Consider the following 21,591-nt stretch of genomic DNA (forward strand, 5'->3'; position numbering starts at 1 on the left):
TTCGCAAAGGTACTATTATTCTTGCACTTGTGAGTGCAAGAAAGGAAAGAGCCCCAATTCTTAAAAATGATATAAATAGTGGTATTTGTAGGAATGCCTTTCTGTTGAAGTAATATTATGCTTTTTTAATATAGTGCCAATCGTTATCTGATTCATAAGGATGTCTTTCCGTACGTACTCTTTTTCCTAAAATCGTTTCTTCTTTTATTTAATGGGAGTGGAATAGACTTCCTCATCGTGATGCTTAATCAAAGGGATTTTCTTTCATGAGCAAATTCATCTTCTCCCAATATTTTTAACATCAAATGAAAGTAAGTTTATCAATTTTCTTCTTGTGTATTATTGTTAAAAAGTGGTTTCTTGTGTGTTAAAGTGATAGGGCTGTTACAAAAATGTTTGTTAATAACGAAAAGATTTTCGTTATTTGTAGCAGAGTCAAACCCTCATGATAAGCAGTATGAAAGAACCCGAAGAATACATTGGAGATCTTTCTTTGTAAGAGGTTTGGTAATTGGTTTATATACAGAATTTTAGTGTTTTAGATGTAGCAAGCAAACAGTATAGGTCTTATCACTGTCGGAGTGGGGCTGATTTATTGGAAGCTTGGTACAAAGGTTTACAAATAATTAATATGCTTATGAAGAAGTTTATGTTGTTGCTGACCGTCCTATTGATAAGCGTAGGATCGGTCGTCGCACAGATGAAGGAGGTGTCCGGTGTGGTTCTCAACCAAAAGGACAATCAGCCTCTCACTCGAGTCACAGTAAAAGCGAAAAGTGGCAAGGGCGGAGCTTATACAGATGCTCAGGGACGCTTCCGTTTTAATGTCCCTGCAACAGAAAAGATGCTTGTTGTTTCATTGGTGGGGATGACCACAATAGAAGTTCCCGTTGGCACAAATTTGAAAATCCTTCTGAAAGAAGAGTCTTCTGTTCTTGAGGATGTTGTTGTTATCGGTTATGGATCAGGAAAAGCTATAACAAATACTTCGGCTTCGGTTGTCAAAGTTGGAGCCAAGGATTTGGAACAAAAGCCAGTGGCGAATCCTTTTGATGCTGTCCAAGGTAAAGTCGCTGGTTTGCAGGTGCTTTCTTCTTCTGGAGAACCCTCTGAAATATCTTCTGTAAGACTTCACGGTAGTGGTTCTCTTGGAGCTTCCTCTACTCCTCTTTACGTGTTAGATGGTATGCCTGTGGGTGCGGGGATTGTAATGAGTATGAATCCTAACGACTTCGAAAGTTTCCAGGTCTTAAAGGATGCCGCTGCTACGTCTATCTATGGTGCTCGTGCTGCGAATGGAGTTATTTATATAACTACCAAAAAGGGTCGTGTTTCTGAAAGAGGAAATATAACATTTAGAACTCAGTATGGGGTGTCAAATCTTGCAAATAAGGACTATTATGAGTCTCTGATGAACTCAAGGGAATTAGGACAGTTATACAAGGATCTGAAATTTTATGATGATGAGACTGAGGAGAAGATTAATAAAATTTGGGAATCCGGTATTGACACAAAGTGGCACGATTATTATTTTAAGAAAAATCAACCCCTAAGGACCGCAGATATCGCTTTTTCCGGAGGATCAGGAAGTACTAACTACTACATCTCCTCCGGTTTTCTTCAACAACAAGGACTAAGGTATCGTTCAGGGTATGAAAGATATAATATAAGGGCCAATATCAATAGTAATTTGAACCCTATTATCAAGGTTGGGCTAAATACGGCCATTACTTATGATGTCTCTGAAACAAATCAATACACAAGGAACAGTACCAATGGAGGTCTCTCTTCTTTAGCTCTTCCATGGTACTCTCCTTACGACAAGGACGGAAACGAGTATTATGACGTTAAAATACCTGGTTGGAACCGTTGGTCTCCTCGCTACTTGGCGGATAAGATACCTTCAAATAGTAGATCTCTTACAATGGTTTCGGCAGGGAACTTGACTATTACTCCGTTTAAAGGCATGACAATACGCTCTCAGGTAGGACTCGAATTAACTGATACGCGTGGAACGACTACTCGTTATCCTTCTTTCGGAGATTCCTTTGGAAATGGTTTTAGACGACAGTCTTTTGGACGCGATATTAACTGGACAGTTACTAATACGGCAGAATATAAGTTTAGAATAGGAGATGATCATCAAATAACTTCTCTAATAGGCCAGGAGTATATAGATAATAGATATGAGAGCTTTAGGGGAGAAGGGCAGGGTTTGATAGATGATAAGCTCATTCTATTGTCTTCTGTTACTAAGGATAAAGAGCTAGGAGAGTCTTATTCTGCATCCGCATTCTTGTCTTATTTTGCCCAATTATCTTACAGTTATAGGGATAAGTATTTTGTTGATTTGACCGCTCGTAATGATGCTTCATCCAGATTTGGAGCTGACAATAAAAATGCCTCATTTGGTTCTCTCGGTTTACTTTGGAAAGCTAAAAATGAAAGTTTTCTTAAGGATATTGACTGGTTGGATAATCTGAGAGTGAAGTTTAGTACCGGTACTTCTGGTAATGCTGGTATTGGCAATTACGAAGCTCAACAACAAGTTGGTAAGATAGGTCAATATGATTCTGGAGCTTCTTGGGGGCTTTCTTCTCCTGGAAATCCGAAACTTACTTGGGAGACTCAATGGAAAACGACTCTCGGCTTTGATGCAAGAATATTAGATATAATAGGACTGAATGTCGAGGTTTATAATAGGTTGACTTCTTCTATGCTGATGGATGTTCCTTATCCCCATACTTCGGGATTTTCTTCTCTAAAAGAAAATGTGGGAAAATATCAGAATAGAGGTGTTGATATTCGTTTGGATGTTGATGTCTATAATAACAAGAGCAATGGAAACTTTGTCGCTCTATACGGAAATTTCAACTACAACCGAGATAAAATTCTTGAATTGTTCAGAGGATTAGATACTTGGATTATGCACAACTATGGTCTTGCCTATGTTGTAGGACAGCCAGTTACTTTCTTTTATCCTATTTGGAAGGGGGTCGATCCTAATACCGGAGCACCTCAGTGGTATAATCCTGGAGCTAACAATGCTATAACTAATAAAGATGACAAGGATGTGTTTACTCCGACCGATGAGGAGCCTTTTAGTTCGGATGCGTTAGCTCAGAATACAGGTATTTCACGTCAAGCTCCTATCAATGGCGGTTTTGGTTTGAACGCACAGTTCTATGGGTTTAGTTTGCAGGCAGACTTTGCTTTTACGTTAGGAAAGCACTTGATCACAAATGATGACTACTTTTTCTCTCAGAACCCATATGTGTTTTCGATGAATGTTCGAAAAGAGATCTTAGATTATTGGAAGAACCCTGGAGATGTAACAAAGTATCCTTCTTTGGCCCATAACTTTGTTGAATTCGATAGCCGTATGATAAAAAATGCGTCATTTGCACGTTTGAAAAATCTTACTTTAGGTTATACTTTACCTAAATCGCTATTGGCTAAGCAAAATATTATAAGAGGAGCAAAAGTCTTTGTTTCTGGACGGAACTTGCTAACCTTTACTAAGTTTGATGGTGTCGACCCTGAGGTTGATAGTAATTTGACTCTTGGAGCTAACCCTAATACAAAACAGGTTTCTGTGGGACTTGAACTGAATTTCTAACAAAGTTAATTGTTGATTTATTATGAAAAAGATAAAAAATCTTATTGGGGCCTTTGTCTTGGGAGCGCTGTTTTTCTCATCTTGCGATATGGAAAGGCTTCCTAAAAGTACAATACCGGGAGAGGTTGAGAATTCTTTTGAAACCATGGCGCATGCGAAGAATTGGGATAATGGAGTGTATTCCTCCTTTAGAGCGCGTCAATATGGGGATTTTGTTAAAATTGCCGATGTCCAAGCTGATCAACTCAATGCTGCGAAGGATTTTGGAAACAATTCCGGGTTCCCTCATGGTTGGATAAAGTTAACTTCTTCAGACTATGATATTTCTGGTATTTGGGAAGCTTATTATAGTGCGATAAAGAATGCCAATCTTATTCTGACTAATTTGCCTAAATTAGCAGCTACATTTGATGCTACGAGTGATGAGGGTAAGGAGAATATTGCTACTCTGCAACTATTTGAAGCTAATGCCAGATTTGTAAGAGCTTATTATTATGCAGAATTGGCTAAGCGTTATGGGACAATATATAACCAAGCTACTGCTGCAAGTGATCTTTGTGTTCCTCTTGTTTTAGTCTATAACATAAATGAAGAGCCGGGACGTGCGACAAATGAAGCTGTTTATAAGCAAATATCAGAAGATATTGCTTTTGCAAGAAAGGTTTATATGGAACAGAAAATTGAAAATAAACCTAAAAATACTCGCTTTTCTCCAGCTGCTTGTGATGCTTTGGAAGCAAGAGTTAGTTTAGAGAAGAAAGATTATACCACAGCTTTAGAGTTGTCTAAGAAGCTTATTGATTCCAAGGTATTCCCTTTGGTTAACTCAGCTGAAGCTCTATTTAACATGTGGCGTCATGATGATTCTACGGAGGACATTTTACAGTTATTTGTTAGTAAACCGGATGAGATACCCTCTTCTGTGAATAACTATTTCTCTCCTTTAAATTCTAATCGTTATCCGTTTGTAACTGCTCATTGGTTCCCTACTCAGTGGATGTTGGATTTGTATAGTGAAAAAGACTATAGAAAGAAAGTCTATTTTGAAATGGACAATAGGCATCGTGTATACGTTAGCGGTGTGGGTGTATTTGGAGGACTTATCACTATTATTAAGTATTGGGGTAATCCGACTCTTGCAGATCTGACAAATAATAGATTCTTTGGTGTTGTTCCTACAGGACGACAAGCTCCTAAGGTATTTCGCATAGCAGAATCCTATTTGATAGCAATGGAATCAGCCTACATGTCCGGAAAAGAAGATATTGCTAAAACACTTTTAAATGAGTTGAAGAGTGCAAGAGGGTTAGATCCTATAAATCTTTCAGGGAATGAGTTGTTTGAGGAAATTAAGAATGAGCGTACTCGGGAACTTGCCTTTGAAGGTCATAGGCTTTGGGATCTTCGACGTTGGAATATGCCTATGATAAGAAGAGCTCCTCAGAATATTGCAGCTTTATCTAGGGGGGCTGGATCTAAACCTTATTATGAGTTGGAAATTCCTGCTGGACATAATAAGTTCGTTTGGGGAATTCCTGCGAATGATATGCTTATAAATAAGAATCTGAAAGGACAACAAAATCCGGGTTGGTAATCCACATCTGATATTTGTTTGGATAAAAAGAGAGGTTGCCTCTGCAGGCAACCTCTCTTTTTATATATTATGTTTGATTCTGGAGATAGTACCTAGTCGTCCCTTAAAAAGCATTGCTAAGCGAGAAGTCATGGATGAATGGCTTCTCGCTTATTATTTTGAGCAAGTGTAAAAGAGCTTTCATAGCTCTTTTGAAGTTATAAGCAGCCGCTGCCAGCAGGATGTTTATATCATCCCCTACCAATCCCTTGTAAAAGTTGCGCCCTAAACGATGATCTGATTTCAAGTGTCCAATGGTGGGTTCTATGCCTGCTCGCTTGCAGAATAGGTTGTGTTTCTTGCACTTCTGATACCTGCTATCTGAGGATTTTGGGGAATCTGGAATTAAAATCTGAGTGCCGTTAATCTCTTTCTTGCCACGATAACCTCTGTCGCCCGCAAGTATTTTGATCTTTCTTCGTGTAAGACGTTCCACTTGTGCTAACGAGGATTCTATGGTGTGACCATCATATTCATTACGAAAAGATTGGGCTCCAAGGATAATACCTGTAACCGAACGTATGATAGATACCTTATTGCCAAATTCGTACTTCTTGTGCTCTTTCCCCTTACTGATACATTGCACCTCGGGTTCATGAATAGAATAAATCTTTTTCCGGCTGTTACGTCTTTGTGAAAGAATGGCTTCAAACCTCTCAATTAATCCAGTGTGGCGAGAATCCGATCCAAGATTACGCTTGAGTTCTCGAACTAATCTCCCCGCTATGGTCCGCAATTTCTTGTCTGCTTTCAGTGCCTTCTTGAGGTTCTTGGGGTGATTGCGGAAACGTTGGTCGCGATAAATGCGCTTCAAAACGAAAGTGTAGCTTTGGCGAAGAGGAAGATCTAATTTTTCGACGATATCCAGAACCTTACGGACAATCTTTTTATGCAACTTGGCATCAGTCGGGAAGGTGATATTCTTTTCTTGAACGGTAGAATCGATAAAGGCGGTATCATGATGATGCTCATCGTCTTCTTCGTTATTGACACGAATGCTTTCCTGAAAAATAAGTTCTATACCCTTTTCCCCAATGCGATTGCGAAAATGCACCAATTCAGAAGAGGCGCAGGGGGCACAGGGTGTAAACTCTTGCATGCCACAAAAGTACTGATAATAAGCATTTTAACTCCATTGTTCCACAATGGATTCATCTGAGAGATTGCGAAGATGCTTGAGAATCAACAAGCCACACATCAGACGAATCGGCTTACCAGGGCGACCATTGTTCTGAGAATACAAAGGTTCGAAAGCCGTATCGAATTTTGCCCAATCTATTTTGTCGGCTAATTTATAGAGTGGGTGCGATGAATTCAACAGGTCTGATAAGCTGCTGAATAATGAAGGACTATGATGAAGCTTTTTAATCATGAAAATCTGCAAGTTTCTCACTGTAAAGATAAGAAAACTTGCAGATTTATCAAAGGGATTTTCAATATAATATACTGAATATCAGTAATTAGACAGCTTTTTAAGGGACGACTAAATAAGAGACTTTTGGGGAGTACCTTATTCGCTGTATTATTTAAGATTCGGATCTGGTCTTATCGTAAGTACCTTCCGTTCTCTTCTCTCTCAGTGACTTGTATCTGAAGTACTTCTCGAAATTGCTTTTGGGAAAGAGGTTTTTGCCAAATAGTGACCTTTGAAAAAGACCTCCATAAGTTATTATTTTAATAACTTTCCTGCTTTGAAAGCTTCTTTCCTCTTTTATTTTCAGGTTCTATCCCTAATAGAAAGCAGGCAACTGTGGCAAGTTCTCCGAATAGTGTGAGGATTGAGTGGTGAATCTCGCCTTGAGGTTCGTAGAGAAGCCCGAAGAAGATTACTACAACACCTGCTACAAGAAGGGATGTAGCCATCGTGTATCTTATCTTTTTGTAAAAGAGAGATGAGGATGCTTTTTCTCTATCTCCCGGTATAATCCGATTTACAATAGGAACAATCTGCTCGATAGAATTGCTATTCATGTTTGAATGGCTTGCTCTCCTCTGTCTTACAATAGGGGACTGTTGTGCTTGAGATTGCTTTCTCAAGTTCGGTTGTTTCTTTTTTATCTGTATTGTGTTAGGGACTGCTTGAGAGGTTGAATCTCTCTCCATGTTTGAAAGGATTGCTCTCCTCTGTTTTACAATAAAATTGCATTTTGTTCCGGATTGCTTTTTCAAATTCTGTTGCTTCTTATCCATCTGTTTTGCGATAGGGAATATTGGTGCTATTGAGTTGCTCTTAAACTGTGGATATTTTGCTTTTTCTTGTTTTACAAGAGGGGTTTCTTGTATTTCTCTCTGCTTTTTCAAGCCCGGTTGTTTTATTTCCATCTGTTTTTAGAGAGGTAGAGCCTTACAGCTGTTTATATTCTTGTTTGGCATCAAAGCAGGGACAGAGTTTTATCCACTCATCAGGAGATATTTTTCCATCTCTGTTTCTATCGGGGCTTAAATCTCTATGCCCGACTATCGCAGCTTCCGGATAAGAATGTTTCAGAGCTATCAGAAGAGTTCTTATCGTATGCTTCTGCTCCACAGTCCGAGTATCTGCCGGTTGTCCATCCCTTCCTATGCCACCTTCGTAGCATATCCCTATGGAGTTTACATTGTGTCCGTAAACGTGTGCTCCTATCTCCTCTATCTCTCTGGTTTTGTGCAGAGAGCCATCTGTACGGATGTAGAAGTGATAGCCGATGCCTCGGAATCCGCGCGCAGTGTGATCTCTTCTCAAATCTTCAACGGAGTAGTTGCCATCTATCCGTGTTGCGCTACAATGCAGCACTATGAGTCTTATTTTTCGTCTGTTGTTATCCATTGTTACAGGTCTTGGTATTATGGTTAAAAATCTGTTTGGGAAAGAAGACCGGAGCAAGAGAGGTGTTGCTCCGGTCTTTGTCATTCATCCTCTCAGAAGCCGTCAGAGAGCATCCCGGAGAGATAAAGAGTGGGGCTGTCGGTGTCGGTGCGTACGCTTAGAAAGATCCTTCGCCGCCGCCGTTCTGCTCTCCTGTCGAGTCTCCTGCGCCACTGCCTGAAGTGTTATCGGCAGAACCGCCTGCTTCCGGCTTGTTCTTCTTTTTGGCGTACTCCTCTATGTTGGTCAGCGATGCCTCTTTGATGGCTGCTCTTAGCCATTTACCCGCGTGAAATCTCGGTTTTGCTCCTTCGATCTTAGAGATGTTGAAGCTCTCTTTGTCCGTTGTGCTTTTGCTTCTGATCACAAGAGAGAGTCTTCCAAGATCGCCCAGACTCACACGCAGACCCTGCTTGAGGAAGAATGACGAAGCCCATGCGAGGTTGTCCAAAGTGGCTTTGACATCTGCGGTGGATACACAAGAGCGTTCCGATATAAGCTTTGCCATATCCTCCACTCCGACGTCTCCGATGCTTTTGGCTCTTGCAAAGACGAGCTTTTCACTCTTTTTGTTGATGCCGTTTTTCGATTCTTGAACTTTGAAATAGATTGCCATAATAAAAATGTTTTTAGATGGTGAATAATAAAATAGTTAGGTTTTGGTGTCCTTTGGAGAGTGGCGAGTTGCCGTTTCTCTCTTAAGACATTGCAAAGTTATAACACACCGGATGGCACTTCTGTAAAAAGAGGTCGTTCTCGGTCGTATTTGAATAATCGCTTTACTAATCATTTATTTGCTGTAGAAGTGATCTGTTTTTCTTCTTTTCCTGTCAAACCGGCTCTCTTTTCTCTTAAATCGAGAAGTGTTGCAATAATGGAAATAACTGTTTAACTTTGCGACGAAGAGTTTTAAGAGGGACTCTCATGAGCGTTGCAAAGCCTGCCTTTTCTGTTTAAGGAAAAGAGCGAAGCACCGAAAACCATACCTATATATATAAGGAGGTTTTGGAAGAGGGCGGAATAGACGCCGAGGAGAACTGTTGTAGCCGAAAACAGTGTGGTTTGGCTTCGTAGAGGGAGAAGACAGAGCTTGTTCTCTCTATTTTTTTGCCATACTCTTTCTTCTCTTTTCTTCAATCTACTGTTTCCGGTAAGAGATTGATTGTAAGAAAGAAAACAGGTTGCTTAAAACTCAAGCCGTTTACAGACTCTGATTTGAGATCTGTTTCAAGGGCTCCAAACTTAAAGAGTGAGAGATTATTCTATAAAACCATCATATCGTAACTAAGTAAAACAGAAAACAGCATGACACAGAACCAAAACACTATTCAAAGACAAAAAGCAAAATATGCCGTGATGACCGTGAAAGAAGTTGCCGTATGCTATTACCCGACTTACTCTCCAAGATATGCCTCTCAAAAGTTCAGAAGAGACATCGAAGAGTATCCTGAGCTAAAGAAAGCATTGGAAGCGCATGGCTGGCAGATGAATAAAAGGAGCTTTTTTCCTGCCCACCTGGATCTTCTAAAGCAATATCTTGGTGCATGGGACGTGTAATGCCTCCCTCCTTTTTCCTTTTATCTCTTTCCGAAATACTCAATCCTGTTTTTAAGAAGCCGTGATATAAATCCCGAAAATCGGATTTGTATCACGGCTATTTCGTTTTCTTAAAGTTGAAATGCAAGTTCTGAATTATCTTCTTTAGCATTGTCTCGGAGGATAAAAAACAACCCTTTTTCCCGGGAGCTTTTATATAAAAATGGAGAGTGGTTGGTCGGGCTGTTTAGGTGAGGTTTTGGAATAATTTTTCCATTTTTGAGGAAGTCATTTTAATGTAATCTTTTTGTTTACAATTTGATATGGCAAAATCTCGAATTTGGAAAAAATTTTCTTTCAGTCCGTTTTATGGGGCTTTTTCGCGTTAATAGGCGTGAATTTTAACACCTATATCTGTGAATATTTCCTAATGAAGAAATTTCCCTTTTCAAGGGTATTTTAGGGTAAAAATAGGTAATTCGTTGATATTTAGTGTTTTGTCTATTTGGGCTGAATACTTTAATTGAATCCGGTAAACGTATTAAATGAAATGGGTAAACGTGTTCATTGAAAAATTAAACACGTTAAGCCAAAAGAATATGCTCGTTTAGTGTTTTGAGTGAACAGGTATCGGAATTTATGTTAATAAAACAGGCTGATTTAACAAATTGGGCGCTGTTCTGAAAACGACCCCTCCGATCAAAATAGAGAGACCGAAAAAAGTGGGCATTTTTCGGTATGGAATATATAAAAATGAAGGCTTCGAGGAGGGAGAAAAGTGCAGAAACTACTCCTGTTTTTATGTCTCAAATTATCCTTATTCTTGACATCGGTTTCTGTTGTGAGATAGAGTCCCGGAATCACTTTCGTTTGCTCTCTGCTTACGCTTTTTTCTCTTCCGGTTTTTGCCTTTTCTTTTTCTGTGCCGGGACTCTCTGTTTGCAGAAAGGGTACAAGGAATGACTTCTTGGGAACGGGAAAAGAAGTTGCTCTGAAGGAGGGGGTAAAATGGAAAAGTCCTCCCAAGACACTGTCTTGAGAGGACTTTTCTATGCTTGTTCCGTAGAGCGTTTAACGCAGTTTGTAGTTGAAGCCGAAGCTAAACAGCTCTGTAAACTGGAGAAGATCTCTGAAGCGTCCGCCGGTGTTCTTTACAGCATCATCGTATCTGAGGTTTACGTTGAGACGGGTGGAGAAGTAGCGGTTGAGCGATATGGATAGCGTGTTTTCCCACTCTGTCTCTATGCGCTTGAATGTCGTACCATAATAGAATCGGCTTTGCCAGTTTACGGTTTGGCTTATATCAAAGTTGAGAGCCGCGCGCATCGTGGATCCGAAAGCGATGATATAGGTCTGATCCGGATTGAGACCGGCACGGGCCTTGTCTATATCCTCTCTGATGGTCGCTTTGTAGCTCACGGAGAAGGGCGCGATATTGGCAGAGAAGCGAAGACGTTTGAACTTATCACTGTCGAACCTCTTGTCTATCTCGTACTTCATACCGAGACCGGCATCCATAGCAAGAGGGGAGAGGAGTGCCGTGATAAGGTCTTTGCTGTTCTCTTTTCTGTTTTTAAGCAGCTGGGTACGAAGCTCTCCTGAAAGTGTGTAGTACCAGTTGGAGGTTGCTTTGATACCGAAGTTGGAGTAGAGTCGCAGGAGGTCTTCGGAGATCTTATACTTGTTTACGGTATCGTTTGGAGCGTTGTAGATCCCGATTTTAGACTCCAATTCATTGGTCCACTTCACTTTGTTTTTGACATAGCTCAAGCTAAAGAAGTTTCGGGCAAAGATGTTCAGGTTGCTTGTTCCTCCCTTGTGCCAGTTCTTGGAGATATGGTTCTGGGAGAATTGGATGGTACTTTCAAAACCTTTGATCCAGTAGATAGGGTCTACTTTTGCCGTCTCGAAATTTTCTTCCTGTGCAGAGATCGCGGGTCCTTGCTTTACCTCAAAACGGTTGTCATACTTCACGGCATCCACTTTTTCGAGGGTGATGGCTTTCGGAAGCATTTCGGATGTCATGTTTACGAGAGCCACGTTGGATGCCATAAAGTCTCGAAGGAAAGATTTGCCATTCTGCCACGATGTTACAAACGAGCTTACCGGAGCGGCCGGCTCTATGGAGAGTGAGTCTGCAACAGCTACCAGAGAAAGTGCCGAAGGTGTATTGAGCAGCTTGTATCCCTGTTCCTTTTGTGTTTCTACGGTTTGAGAGAATGCTCTTTCGTCCCACATCTTATTGATGTCGAATACGATAGGGAGAAACAGCTGAGAGAATATCGTTGTGTCTTTATAGGTGTATCCCTCCGGAATCGGAACGATCTGCTTGGATAGAATCTCTGCAATGGAGGAGGAGCTATTCCGTAACGGTGGGGGAGGTGTCTCGCTATTTTGGGCTGTGATATTGAGTGCATGGAGAGATAGAACCAGCAACAATACAGCTGGAATTTTTCTAAATATCAGTCTCATAACTTACGATCTTTTGGGATGTGTGTTTCCGGATTTAGTTGTATTTAGTCTGTGCTTTTCGCCACAAAGTTACAATAAATATACAAAAGATCGTTGCTCTGCTCTGCTAACTTTGCTCTATCTCACTCAGTTCCATCCATCGTAATGTCTTTTCGTCTATCTCGTTGGATAATTCCGGAAGACGTATGGAGTGCTTCGTGAGAGTATCAATATCCAATGTTCCACTGCAAAGAGCTGTTTCTATCTCTTCTTTTTCGGATTCGAGAGCGGCAATCTCTGTTTCCAGTCTTTCCAGCTCTTTCTTTTCGTTATAGGAGAGCTTGCGCTTATCGTTCAGGCGAATGCGTGCGACTTTTTCTTCTTTCGGCTTGATGTTTTCTTTCTCGTGCTGTTTGTGGAGCTCCTGCCACTCTCGATACTGTGTGTAGTTGCCCGGAAAGTCTCGAATGTCTCCCTGACCGTTGAATACCATCAGGTGATCTACCACTTTGTCCATGAAATATCTGTCGTGAGAGACCACGATGACACAGCCTTTGAACTCACGGAGATACTCTTCGAGGATGTTGAGTGTCATGATGTCGAGATCGTTCGTAGGCTCATCCAGTATGAGGAAGTTGGGATTACGCATCAGCACGGTACAGAGATAGAGTCTTCTTTTTTCTCCTCCACTCAGCTTGTGTACATAGCTGTGCTGCGCTTCGGGAGAGAAGAGAAAGTGTTGTAGAAACTGAGAGGCGGTGAGATGCTTCCCGTTGCCCAACTCTATCACTTCGGCTATCTCCTGAATGACATCTATCACCTTCATCTCTTCGTTGAAAGAGAGTCCGGCTTGAGAGTAGTACCCGAATCTGACGGTCTCGCCTATCTCTAAACTACCGCTGTCCGGCAAGATCTCTCCCAAGAGAATTTTGAGAAATGTGGACTTTCCCGTTCCGTTGTTGCCGACAATGCCGAGCTTTTCATAGCGGGCAAAGATGTAGGAGAACCGGTCAAGTATGATGCGGTCTCCGAATCTTTTGCAGAGATTTTCTGCTTCAAAGATTTTACTGCCGATATAAGAGGCTTTCACGGAGAGCTTTACTTCTTCGTTTTGGAAGCGTTGCTTTGCCACTCTTTCCAGCTCGTAGAATGCTTCTTCGCGGTATCTTGCTTTGTGTCCTCTGGCTTGAGGCATTCGTCTCATCCACTCCAGCTCGGTGCGGTAGAGGTTGTTGGCTCGCTCTATCTCTGCACTTTTAGCTTCCATGCGCTCTTCTCTCTTTTCGAGATAATAGCTGTAATTGCCTTTGTATTGGTAGAGCTGCTTGTGGTCTATCTCTATGATTTCGGAGCAGACCCTGTCCAGAAAATATCTGTCGTGCGTTACCATGAGCAGGCTGATGCGTGTCCGTGAGAGGTGATTCTCCAACCATTCCGTCATTTCAAGGTCCAAATGGTTGGTCGGCTCGTCCAAAAAGAGCAGATCCGGCTCTGTGATAAGGACATTGGCAAGGGCTACACGCTTGAGCTGACCGCCGGAAAGTGTTCCGATCTTTTGGTCAAGATCGGTGATTTTAAGCTGCGAAAGTATCTGTTTGGCTTGCTGCTCGTACTCCCAAGCCCCTGCGGCATCCATCCGTGATAGCAGCTCCTCCATTCCGGGATGCCCTTTTGTCTGCATGCAATGCTCATATTCGCGGATGAGGTTCACCGTTTCGTTGCCGTGCATGAAGCATGCTTCCAATACGGTAAGGTCTGCCGGGTAGTGCGGATCTTGCTCCAAGTATCCTACACGAAGATCGTTCCGATAGGTAATATTCCCGCTATCGTAGCCCTCTTTACCTGCCAAAATATTCATCAGAGTGGTCTTCCCTGTTCCGTTTTTTGCAATCAGCCCTATGCGTTGCCCTTCGGCAATGCCAAAAGAGATGTTCTGAAAGAGCAACAGACTGCCGAAAGACTTGGTGAGATCTTCTACTTGTAGGTACGGATTTGCCATTTTGAGTATCGTATTTATTGGATCTTTAGAGGGTAAAAAGAGTTGAAAGCGTATCAGTGAGGCTTGTTTGCCGAGTCTATCTTAAGGAGAAGAAAGATGAGCAAAGAGAAGCTGAGCATGGAGGAGCCTCCATAACTGAAGAACGGAAGGGGAATGCCTATGACGGGAGTGATGCCGAGAACCATGCCGATATTGATAACAATATGTATGATAAAGAATGATGCCACAGAATAGCCGTAGACCCTGCCATATATAGTGGATTGACGATCTGCCACTATCAGCAACCGCCAAACCAAAAACAGGAAGAGGAGAAGTACGGCAGATGCTCCCACAAATCCTTGTTCCTCTCCGATGGTAGAGAAGATAAAGTCTGTCTCCTGCTCCGGTACGTATTTCAGCTTGGTTTGTGTTCCGTTGTGAAATCCTTTGCCCAAGAGTCCTCCGGAGCCGATAGCAATCTTGGACTGATTGACATTATATCCAATCCCTTTCGGATCGTCTTCCATCCCTAACGAACTGCGAATACGGATCTGCTGGTGAGGTTGGAGGATATTGTAAAAGAAGTAATCGACACTCGAATATATGGCAACGGAAGAGAGCATGAAGCCGACAATGAGCAGGCTTGGAAGATGTCTGCGAAAGAGATAGTTCAGGCCTCCGATGATGGCGAATATGATACCGGAAGAGATCGGAACCCATGCCCAGTTTACAGGCATAAAGAGAGAGGCGATGCCGAAACCGATAGCCGAAACAACCGGAATGCCAAGGCACAGTATCCATAGTCTTCTTACTCGTACATAGCGAAGAGCCAGGATGGCAGATACAATATATAAGAGTGAAAAGCAGAAGAGAAGACCAAGATTGGTGCCACCTATATTTTCTCCCGAAAAGCGGATAGACAATATCACGAAAGAGGCAACGAACGTGATGAGAAGAAGGTAAAGAGCACTTAACCCTTCACGATAAAAGACAAGAATGAGTCCGAAGAAAGCCACGGCAGAGCCGGTTTCATTCTGTCCGATGATTAAAAGAATCGGGGCAAAAACAATGAGGACTGCCACAAAAAACTCTTTTCTGCTGCGGAGATCGAATTCGTATCTTGCCATCCATGCTGCCAATGCCATCGCTGTAACCATCTTGCTAAACTCCGCAGGCTGTATCCGAAACGAACCGATGGCAATCCATGAACGAGAACCCTTAATTTCCGGAGCTATAAATATGGTGAGCAGCAGCACAAAAAGCATCAGGACATAGAGATAGAAAGAAGAGGACTTGATCAGATTCAGGTCTATAAACATCAATGCTCCGCCTATGAGCAGTGTTGCTCCTATCCAAATCAGCTGCGCTCCTGCTCTACCGCTGAAGTCCAACAGTGGAGCATTGTCCATCTCATAGGTAGCAGAGGCTATGGTAAACCATCCCACAGCCACAAGCAGTATATATACAAGCAGTGTGATGTAGTCCAGCCGCTTAAAGGGATTTATTTTGTCCTCCATATTCCGGGTGTATTTGGATGAGCTGTGTAGAGAGCATCTTTTGTTCGTATGCTTTACCGTCAGGGCTTAGCTCTTCATCGGGTTTAAGATACTTCTCCATCATAAGTCGGGCTATCGGTACGGCAAAAGATGCTCCAAAGCCGGCATTTTCGACATAGACGCAGATCGCAATCTTGGGAGCGTTTCTCGGGGCATATCCCATAAATATGGAGTGGTCTTCTCCATGGGCATTCTCTGCTGTCCCGGTCTTGCCACATACTTCGATGCCCGGTATTGCTGCTTTTCTGCACGTACCTCCGGTTACTGCTGCCGCCATCCCCTGATCAAGATATTGGAAGATGCCCACCGGCATCTTGGTACTTCTTCTTTCTACATGAAGCGTATCGGCAGGTAATCCTTCTATTCTCTCGACAATATGAGGAGTATAGAAATGTCCTTTGTTGGCAATGATTGTGGCTAAATTGGCTATTTGTAGTGGAGTGGTAAGTATCTCACCCTGTCCGATGGAGATAGAGATAATGGAGGATGAGTTCCACTGTTTCTTGAAAATATTATCGTAGACCTGACTATTGGGTATATATCCTCTTTTCTCTCCGGGCAGATCCACTTTTAGAGGATAACCGAATCCCATTGCAACCATGTGATCTTTCCAAATGTCGAAGCTGTTTTGAATGGATCCATACTTGGATTTGTTTTCCAACATCGCTCGCAGCCCCCAACAGAAAAAGGCATTACATGAAGTCGCGATAGCCGGAACTATACTCAAGGGAGAGCCATGAGGGTGGCACTTAGGGCGTCCGCCGAGCAAAGGATAACCGCCATGACAACTGTAAACGGTGTTAGGCGTGATGACATTCTCAGCCAAAAAGACTGCTCCCTGTGCCAGTTTGAAGGTAGATCCGGGAGGATAAGTTCCCATAATCGCTCTATTAAAGAGCGGCTTATGAGTATCTTTGGCTAACAGATTGTGATTCTTACCTCTCTCTTTGCCTACAAGCATACCGGGGTTGAAGGATGGAGCCGAAACCATACAGCGTACAAGCCCTGTCTCAGGCTCGATCATTACTATTGCTCCTCGCTTTCCCCACATCAGTTTCTCGCCGTATGCTTGGAGTTCTATATCGAGTCCGAGATGCAGGTCATGCCCTGAGACCACCTCTTTATCCAACTCCCCGTTTTTATATTTCCCTTGTATGCGACCTTTGGAGTCTCTAAGAAGAATTTCTACCCCTTTTACACCTCTCAGTATTTTCTCATAGCTCGCTTCCAATCCGGTACGACCGGAGTAATCTCCCGGAATATAGTAGGGATCTCGCTCTATATCTTCGGGTTGAACTTCGCCTATGGAACCAAGAATGAGAGCGGCAACAGGCTGATTGTAATCTCGAACGGTACGACTCTCTATACTGAATCCGGGAAAACGATACAGCTTTTCTTGTAGCAGCGCAACCTCTTGATCCGAGATTTGTGAGATAAGAAGCTGAGGAAGAAAAGGGGTATAACCTCTGTTTTTTTTCTTATCTCGGATCTCCACAAAACGTTGAGCAATATACTCCGGCTCGACATTCAGTATCCGTGCAAGCTCCAACGTATCGAAAGGAGTAACCTCTTTGGTTACAACCATGATATTCGATGAGGACTTATTATACACCACAAGCTTTCCTTTGGCATCGTATATCATTCCACGCGACGGGTGGATTATCTTTTCGTAGAAAGCATTACCGTCTGCTTTTATCTTGTACTCATCGGAGAGAAGCTGCAGATAAAACAGACGATATATAAAGAACAGAGTGACCAGAGTAAACCCCAGTCCTATGTACACCTTACGGATGGCAAATCTGGGATTTGACTTTCTCATTTCAGCTTGTTAGCTCTGGTATTGAAGTAGTGGAAGATAAGAGTAACGAGAATACTCAGAAGTGATGTCCCTATAATATAGGGCGGCAGATGGGAAAACATGTAGACGGAGAATGCTTCCGTAAAAAGGGTGAGAGACACAAGCAGAGTAACGAAGAACAGAAGGTATAGAAGATACCCCGTGAGCTTTAAGCTTTTCGTATCAGGCCTTCCTGTCCCTTCTTCCAACTCCTCTTCATCCATAAAGATAAGTAAGAAAGGTCTGCGCAGAAATGCCACAATGGTTGCGGCAAACATGTTTATCCCCATGGTATTCATGAATACATCCAACAGCAGTCCGGCAAGAGAAGCTGAAAGGATAATGCTCCAGCGCGGTAGTTTTACACTGGCAGAGAATATGGGATAGAGGTAGACCAAGGGAAGAGCATACTGATACACTCTGATATGATTGAAGAACAGAGCTTGAAGCAGCACAAACAGCAGCAGCAGAAGAAACAGAAGTGAGATTTTTCGCCACATTTCACCAAAAGCTTTATCCTATTTGATAGAAACCTTATCCAGGCTATCTCTCTCAAACTTGTGTATATTCTCCACCATATATACGTATCGGAGTCTCTCGAAATCGGTAGCCAACCTTACCCGAAGAGATAGGAAGTTATCGTCTGTGGACTTGGTCTCTCCTTCCACGATACCAACAAAGAGACCTTTCGGAAAGATTGTGGAGAAACCACTTGTCAGCACCGTATCTCCGGGTGTATAGGAAAGATGTTTGGGCAATCTGGTAAGTACGGAGTGTGTTAAATCTTCTCCATCCCATTGAAGACTACCCAAATACTCCTGATTGGAAAGTTTACAACTCAGAGAGAAAGAGTTATTGATCAAAGGAAGTACTTTGGAAAAATGTGTCCCCACAGCCACGACAGACCCCACGACTCCCTTGGTTGAAAGAACGCCCATATCGAGTTTGACCCCATCCCGACTACCTTTATTTATTGTAAGATAGATTGTCTTGGTGAGGTTTGTACGCCCCACCACTTCGGCAACAGAGTACTCAAAATCGGATGCCGGATTCTCTTCCGTTGCAAAGACCGTATTATACGAAAGGCTGTCTACCTTATATCGCTCTATGGTTGCATTCAGTTTCAGCAGCTCTTTCTCCAGTTCAGCATTGGAACGCATCAGCTCCAAGTTTGCATCATGCAACCCTCTATACTTGTCGAACTCCCCTTTATAAGACATAACATGCCCTACCAGTCGGTTAGATGTGCCAAAGAGAACACTTCCGTGGTAGTTGTTTCTGTTATACATCAACGTTACTGCTATGATCTCAAGAAGAACAAACAGCAAGACATGTATATTTCTCCTTAGGAGTTCAAAGAGTTTATGCACTTCGGAGCAGAGGCTTTATTCCGCTTACTTTATAAGCAGTCTGTATTTGCTTGTGTTCTTAAGAGCTTCGTATGTCCCCATGGAAACCATGTGAAGAGGATCTTCCGCCACATGGAAAGGTATCTTGAACTTGTTGGAAAAACGTCTGTCCAACCCCTTGATAAGAGCACCACCGCCTGCAAGATAAACTCCGTTGCGAACAATATCTGCGTACAACTCAGGAGCAGTGTTGTCAAGGGCATTCTCTATGGCGGTTTCTATTTTCAGTATGGACTTTTCCCAACATTCGGCAATATCCTTGTGGCTCACCTTTATGATCTTCGGAAGTATGCCTACCTGGTCTTGTCCGCACACCTCAAACTCTTCGGGTGGATTTTCAAGGTTGATCAAAGCAGAGCCGACACTCTTCTTGATCTGTTCTGCCGTACGTTCACCTATCCTCATATTGTGTTCCGTCTTCATGAAGTTCACTATATCGTTTGTGAGCTCATCTCCGGCAACCTTTATGGACTTATTGGAAACGATACCACCGAGAGATATTACGGCAATTTCGGTAGTACCACCACCTATATCCACCACCATGTTGCCCATCGGATCCAGTACGTTCAGTCCTATTCCTATTGCTGCTGCCATCGGTTCGTGTATCAGATACACCTCATTGGCTCCGGCTTTCTCTGCAGCCTCTTTCACCGCTCTGACCTCCACGTCTGTACTACCGGAAGGGATACAGATGACGATCTTCAAAGATCTTGGAAGGAATCCTCTTCCCGGAATAGCCTTTCTGATCAGTTCGCGTATCATCACCTGACACGCTTCCAAGTCTGCCACCACACCGTCTCTCAAGGGACGAATGGAACGCAGATCGTTATTCTCCTTTTCAAAGTTGCTGTAAGCCATATCTCCCACAGCTTCCACTTTGTCTGTCTTCTTATTGATCGTGACATAGGAGGGCTGATCCACCACCACCTTTCCATCATGAATGATGACGGTGTTAGCAGTCCCCAAGTCCATAGCCAACTCATGTTTGAATGAAAAAAAGCCCATATCTTTTCTCTGTGTCTGTATATTCTTGTTATTCTTTTCCTCTTAGTGCTTGAAATGCCTTGTTCCGGTAAAGCACATGGCTATACCGAAGTTGTTGCAGGCAGCCACCGACTCTTCGTCTCTGACAGAGCCTCCGGGTTGTATGATTGCTGTTATGCCGGCTTTGTGGGCCTCTTCCACGCAGTCGCTAAACGGAAAGAACGCATCCGAAGCCAGTACAGCCCCTTGCAAAGAGAAGCCGAAGCGTTCTGCTTTCTCTATCGCCTGTTTCAAGGCATCTATTCTCGAAGTTTGTCCGACACCTGCGGCATACAGCTGTCCGTCTTTAGCCAAAACTATTGCATTGCTCTTACAGTGCTTCACAATCTTGTTGGCAAAGAGCATATCCCTTATTTCCGCTTCCGTCGGTTGCTTCTCTGTTACGGTCCTGCAATCTTCTTCGCTTTGAGAAGAGCAGTTTCTCTCTTGTACGAGAGTACCATTGAGGCAGGTGCGAAGCAGATGGTCTTGAAGCGTAGAGTGTTCTTTGCGCTCCAAAATGATTCTGTTCTTTTTCTCCCTAAGAGTGTTCAGAGCCTCTTCGGAGTATTTCGGGGCAACGATCACCTCGAAAAAGAGTTTGCCTATCTCCTCTGCCGCGGAGAGACCTACCTCTCTGTTGGTTACGAGTATGCCTCCGAATGCAGAGAGCGGATCGCAAGAGAGTGCTCTCATATAGGCATCTCTGACATTTTCGCCTGTTGCCAATCCGCAGGGGTTATTGTGTTTCAGTATGGCAAAAGCCGGTTTTGCATCAAACTCTTCTATGATCCCGACAGCAGCATCTATATCGAGAAGATTGTTGTAGGACAGTTCTTTTCCGTTGTGTTTGGTGAAAAACGCATCAATGTCTCCTCTAAAGCTCGCCTTTTGATGAGGGTTCTCTCCGTATCTCAAAGGCATGGACTCCTCAACGCTTTCCCCTGCGAGGTAAGACGCAATGGCTCCATCATACATGGCAGAGAGCTTGAATCCTTCTGTTGCCAGGGCACGTCTCTCCTCTTCCGAGGTTATGCCGCCACGTTCAAGGATGCCTTCTATCGTCTTGTAGTGTGCTATCGAAGGGCAGAGTACGACATCCGCATAGTTTTTTGCAGCAGCCCGTATCAAAGAGATACCGCCTATGTCTATCTTCTCTATGATGGCTTGATGCTCCGCACCGCTCTTTACCGTATCGACAAACGGATAGAGATCCACGATCACCAGATCTATGTGCGGGATCTGGTACATTGCACACTGCTTGTCATCATCGGCATTGGAACGCCTTGCCAGTATCCCACCCATAATGCTTGGGTGAAGAGTCTTCACTCGTCCGCCAAAGATCGAGGGATAGTTGGTCAACTCTTCCACCGGAGTGCAGGAATAGCCCAAACGTTTGATATACTCCTCCGTTCCTCCTGTGGAGACGATCTCTATATCGAGAGCGTTCAGCTTGGAGAGAATGACATCCAAGTGATCCTTGTGATACACCGATATCAGTGCCTTCTTGATTTTTCTTGCGTTCTTTACTTCCATCTGTTCTGTATACGGCATCGGGATAAACTTTTCTTTTATCTGAACTACAAATATAGCTATTTATCAGCAGAGTTCAACACCGAATAAACACTAAATACCATTCAAAAGCGAGGGGTGAAAACGCTTATTATCCTAAGAGATCTTAACGATGCCCAATAATGGCTTGAG

The 21,591-nt window shown here is 43.0% G+C and carries 15 protein-coding genes and 1 pseudogene; 4 read left to right on the plus strand and 12 right to left on the minus strand.

From position 1 onward, the window contains the following. Positions 1 to 637: 637 nt before the first annotated feature. Entirely contained in the window at positions 638 to 3,619 is a 2,982-nt protein-coding gene (locus JT26_RS02550) for a SusC/RagA family TonB-linked outer membrane protein (RefSeq protein ID WP_036846322.1), read from the plus strand. A gap of 22 nt (positions 3,620 to 3,641) precedes the next feature. Further along, positions 3,642 to 5,213: a RagB/SusD family nutrient uptake outer membrane protein gene (locus JT26_RS02555; RefSeq protein ID WP_036845725.1), complete on the plus strand. Its 1,572-nt coding sequence runs from the start codon at positions 3,642 to 3,644 to the stop codon at positions 5,211 to 5,213. A gap of 103 nt (positions 5,214 to 5,316) precedes the next feature. On the opposite strand, the pseudogene JT26_RS02560 reads toward JT26_RS02555, so the two are convergent. The 3 genes and pseudogenes from JT26_RS02560 to JT26_RS02570 form a co-directional block, all read right to left on the minus strand. After that, positions 5,317 to 6,624: pseudogene (locus JT26_RS02560) on the minus strand (IS5 family transposase). Positions 6,625 to 6,926: 302 nt separating this feature from the next. Further along, positions 6,927 to 7,553: a hypothetical protein gene (locus tag JT26_RS02565; RefSeq protein WP_152566966.1), complete on the minus strand. Its 627-nt coding sequence runs from the start codon at positions 7,551 to 7,553 to the stop codon at positions 6,927 to 6,929. A 43-nt stretch (positions 7,554 to 7,596) separates the two neighbouring features. Then, positions 7,597 to 8,058, minus strand: coding sequence for an N-acetylmuramoyl-L-alanine amidase (locus tag JT26_RS02570; protein ID WP_036845729.1), 462 nt, complete (start codon positions 8,056 to 8,058; stop codon positions 7,597 to 7,599). A 35-nt stretch (positions 8,059 to 8,093) separates the two neighbouring features. On the opposite strand from JT26_RS02570, the gene JT26_RS11085 reads away from it, so the two are divergent. Then, on the plus strand, positions 8,094 to 8,219 hold the full coding sequence (locus tag JT26_RS11085; RefSeq protein WP_255359381.1) for a hypothetical protein: 126 nt from the start codon (positions 8,094 to 8,096) through the stop codon (positions 8,217 to 8,219). Here JT26_RS11085 and JT26_RS10090 read toward each other — a convergent pair. Next, complete coding sequence (locus JT26_RS10090; protein ID WP_052089815.1) at positions 8,216 to 8,713, minus strand: HU family DNA-binding protein; 498 nt, start codon at positions 8,711 to 8,713, stop codon at positions 8,216 to 8,218. The genes JT26_RS11085 and JT26_RS10090 overlap by 4 nt on opposite strands. Positions 8,714 to 9,402: 689 nt before the next feature. Between JT26_RS10090 and JT26_RS02585 the strand changes: the two genes are divergently transcribed. After that, complete coding sequence (locus JT26_RS02585) at positions 9,403 to 9,654, plus strand: DUF4248 domain-containing protein (protein WP_036845733.1); 252 nt, start codon at positions 9,403 to 9,405, stop codon at positions 9,652 to 9,654. Positions 9,655 to 10,704: 1,050 nt separating this feature from the next. On the opposite strand, the gene JT26_RS10095 is transcribed toward JT26_RS02585, so the two are convergent. From JT26_RS10095 to purH, 8 genes are all read right to left on the minus strand, one after another. Next, entirely contained in the window at positions 10,705 to 12,105 is a 1,401-nt protein-coding gene (locus JT26_RS10095) for a DUF3078 domain-containing protein (RefSeq protein WP_052110304.1), read from the minus strand. A 106-nt stretch (positions 12,106 to 12,211) separates the two neighbouring features. After that, positions 12,212 to 14,083: a ribosomal protection-like ABC-F family protein gene (gene abc-f / locus JT26_RS02600; protein ID WP_036845735.1), complete on the minus strand. Its 1,872-nt coding sequence runs from the start codon at positions 14,081 to 14,083 to the stop codon at positions 12,212 to 12,214. Between the two features lie 53 nt (positions 14,084 to 14,136). Next, a complete protein-coding gene (gene rodA, locus JT26_RS02605) occupies positions 14,137 to 15,579 on the minus strand; it encodes a rod shape-determining protein RodA (RefSeq protein WP_036845737.1) in 1,443 nt (480 codons plus the stop codon). Then, positions 15,554 to 17,437: a penicillin-binding transpeptidase domain-containing protein gene (locus tag JT26_RS02610; RefSeq protein WP_052110305.1), complete on the minus strand. Its 1,884-nt coding sequence runs from the start codon at positions 17,435 to 17,437 to the stop codon at positions 15,554 to 15,556. Before JT26_RS02610 ends, rodA begins: the two co-directional genes overlap by 26 nt. Then, positions 17,434 to 17,955, minus strand: a complete 522-nt coding sequence (mreD, locus tag JT26_RS02615) for a rod shape-determining protein MreD (RefSeq protein WP_052110306.1) — start codon at positions 17,953 to 17,955, stop codon at positions 17,434 to 17,436. The genes JT26_RS02610 and mreD overlap by 4 nt, the downstream gene beginning before the upstream one ends. 18 nt (positions 17,956 to 17,973) lie before the next feature. Continuing rightward, positions 17,974 to 18,825, minus strand: a complete 852-nt coding sequence (gene mreC / locus JT26_RS02620) for a rod shape-determining protein MreC (protein ID WP_036845738.1) — start codon at positions 18,823 to 18,825, stop codon at positions 17,974 to 17,976. 24 nt (positions 18,826 to 18,849) lie between these two features. Beyond that, positions 18,850 to 19,869: a rod shape-determining protein gene (locus tag JT26_RS02625; protein ID WP_036845739.1), complete on the minus strand. Its 1,020-nt coding sequence runs from the start codon at positions 19,867 to 19,869 to the stop codon at positions 18,850 to 18,852. A 42-nt stretch (positions 19,870 to 19,911) separates the two neighbouring features. Then, positions 19,912 to 21,423 (minus strand): bifunctional phosphoribosylaminoimidazolecarboxamide formyltransferase/IMP cyclohydrolase, encoded by a 1,512-nt coding sequence (gene purH / locus JT26_RS02630; protein WP_036846334.1) that lies wholly within the window; start codon positions 21,421 to 21,423, stop codon positions 19,912 to 19,914. Positions 21,424 to 21,591: the final 168 nt, after the last annotated feature.

This window comes from Porphyromonas sp. COT-108 OH1349 (assembly GCF_000768755.1).
In the GTDB taxonomy this organism is placed as follows: Bacteria; Bacteroidota; Bacteroidia; order Bacteroidales; family Porphyromonadaceae; genus Porphyromonas_A; species Porphyromonas_A canoris.

Excerpts from the sequence above, each read along its gene's own strand:
- JT26_RS02550 (WP_036846322.1), top strand. The coding sequence starts at position 638 with ATGAAGAAGTTTATGTTGTTGCTGACCGTCCTATTGATAAGCGTAGGA.
- JT26_RS02555 (WP_036845725.1), top strand. The coding sequence starts at position 3,642 with ATGAAAAAGATAAAAAATCTTATTGGGGCCTTTGTCTTGGGAGCGCTG.
- JT26_RS02570 (WP_036845729.1), bottom strand. The coding sequence starts at position 8,058 with ATGGATAACAACAGACGAAAAATAAGACTCATAGTGCTGCATTGTAGC.
- JT26_RS10090 (WP_052089815.1), bottom strand. The coding sequence starts at position 8,713 with ATGGCAATCTATTTCAAAGTTCAAGAATCGAAAAACGGCATCAACAAA.
- JT26_RS02585 (WP_036845733.1), top strand. The coding sequence starts at position 9,403 with ATGACACAGAACCAAAACACTATTCAAAGACAAAAAGCAAAATATGCC.
- JT26_RS10095 (WP_052110304.1), bottom strand. The coding sequence starts at position 12,105 with ATGAGACTGATATTTAGAAAAATTCCAGCTGTATTGTTGCTGGTTCTA.
- abc-f (WP_036845735.1), bottom strand. The coding sequence starts at position 14,083 with ATGGCAAATCCGTACCTACAAGTAGAAGATCTCACCAAGTCTTTCGGC.
- rodA (WP_036845737.1), bottom strand. The coding sequence starts at position 15,579 with ATGGAGGACAAAATAAATCCCTTTAAGCGGCTGGACTACATCACACTG.
- JT26_RS02610 (WP_052110305.1), bottom strand. The coding sequence starts at position 17,437 with ATGAGAAAGTCAAATCCCAGATTTGCCATCCGTAAGGTGTACATAGGA.
- mreD (WP_052110306.1), bottom strand. The coding sequence starts at position 17,955 with ATGTGGCGAAAAATCTCACTTCTGTTTCTTCTGCTGCTGCTGTTTGTG.
- JT26_RS02625 (WP_036845739.1), bottom strand. The coding sequence starts at position 19,869 with ATGGGCTTTTTTTCATTCAAACATGAGTTGGCTATGGACTTGGGGACT.
- purH (WP_036846334.1), bottom strand. The coding sequence starts at position 21,423 with ATGGAAGTAAAGAACGCAAGAAAAATCAAGAAGGCACTGATATCGGTG.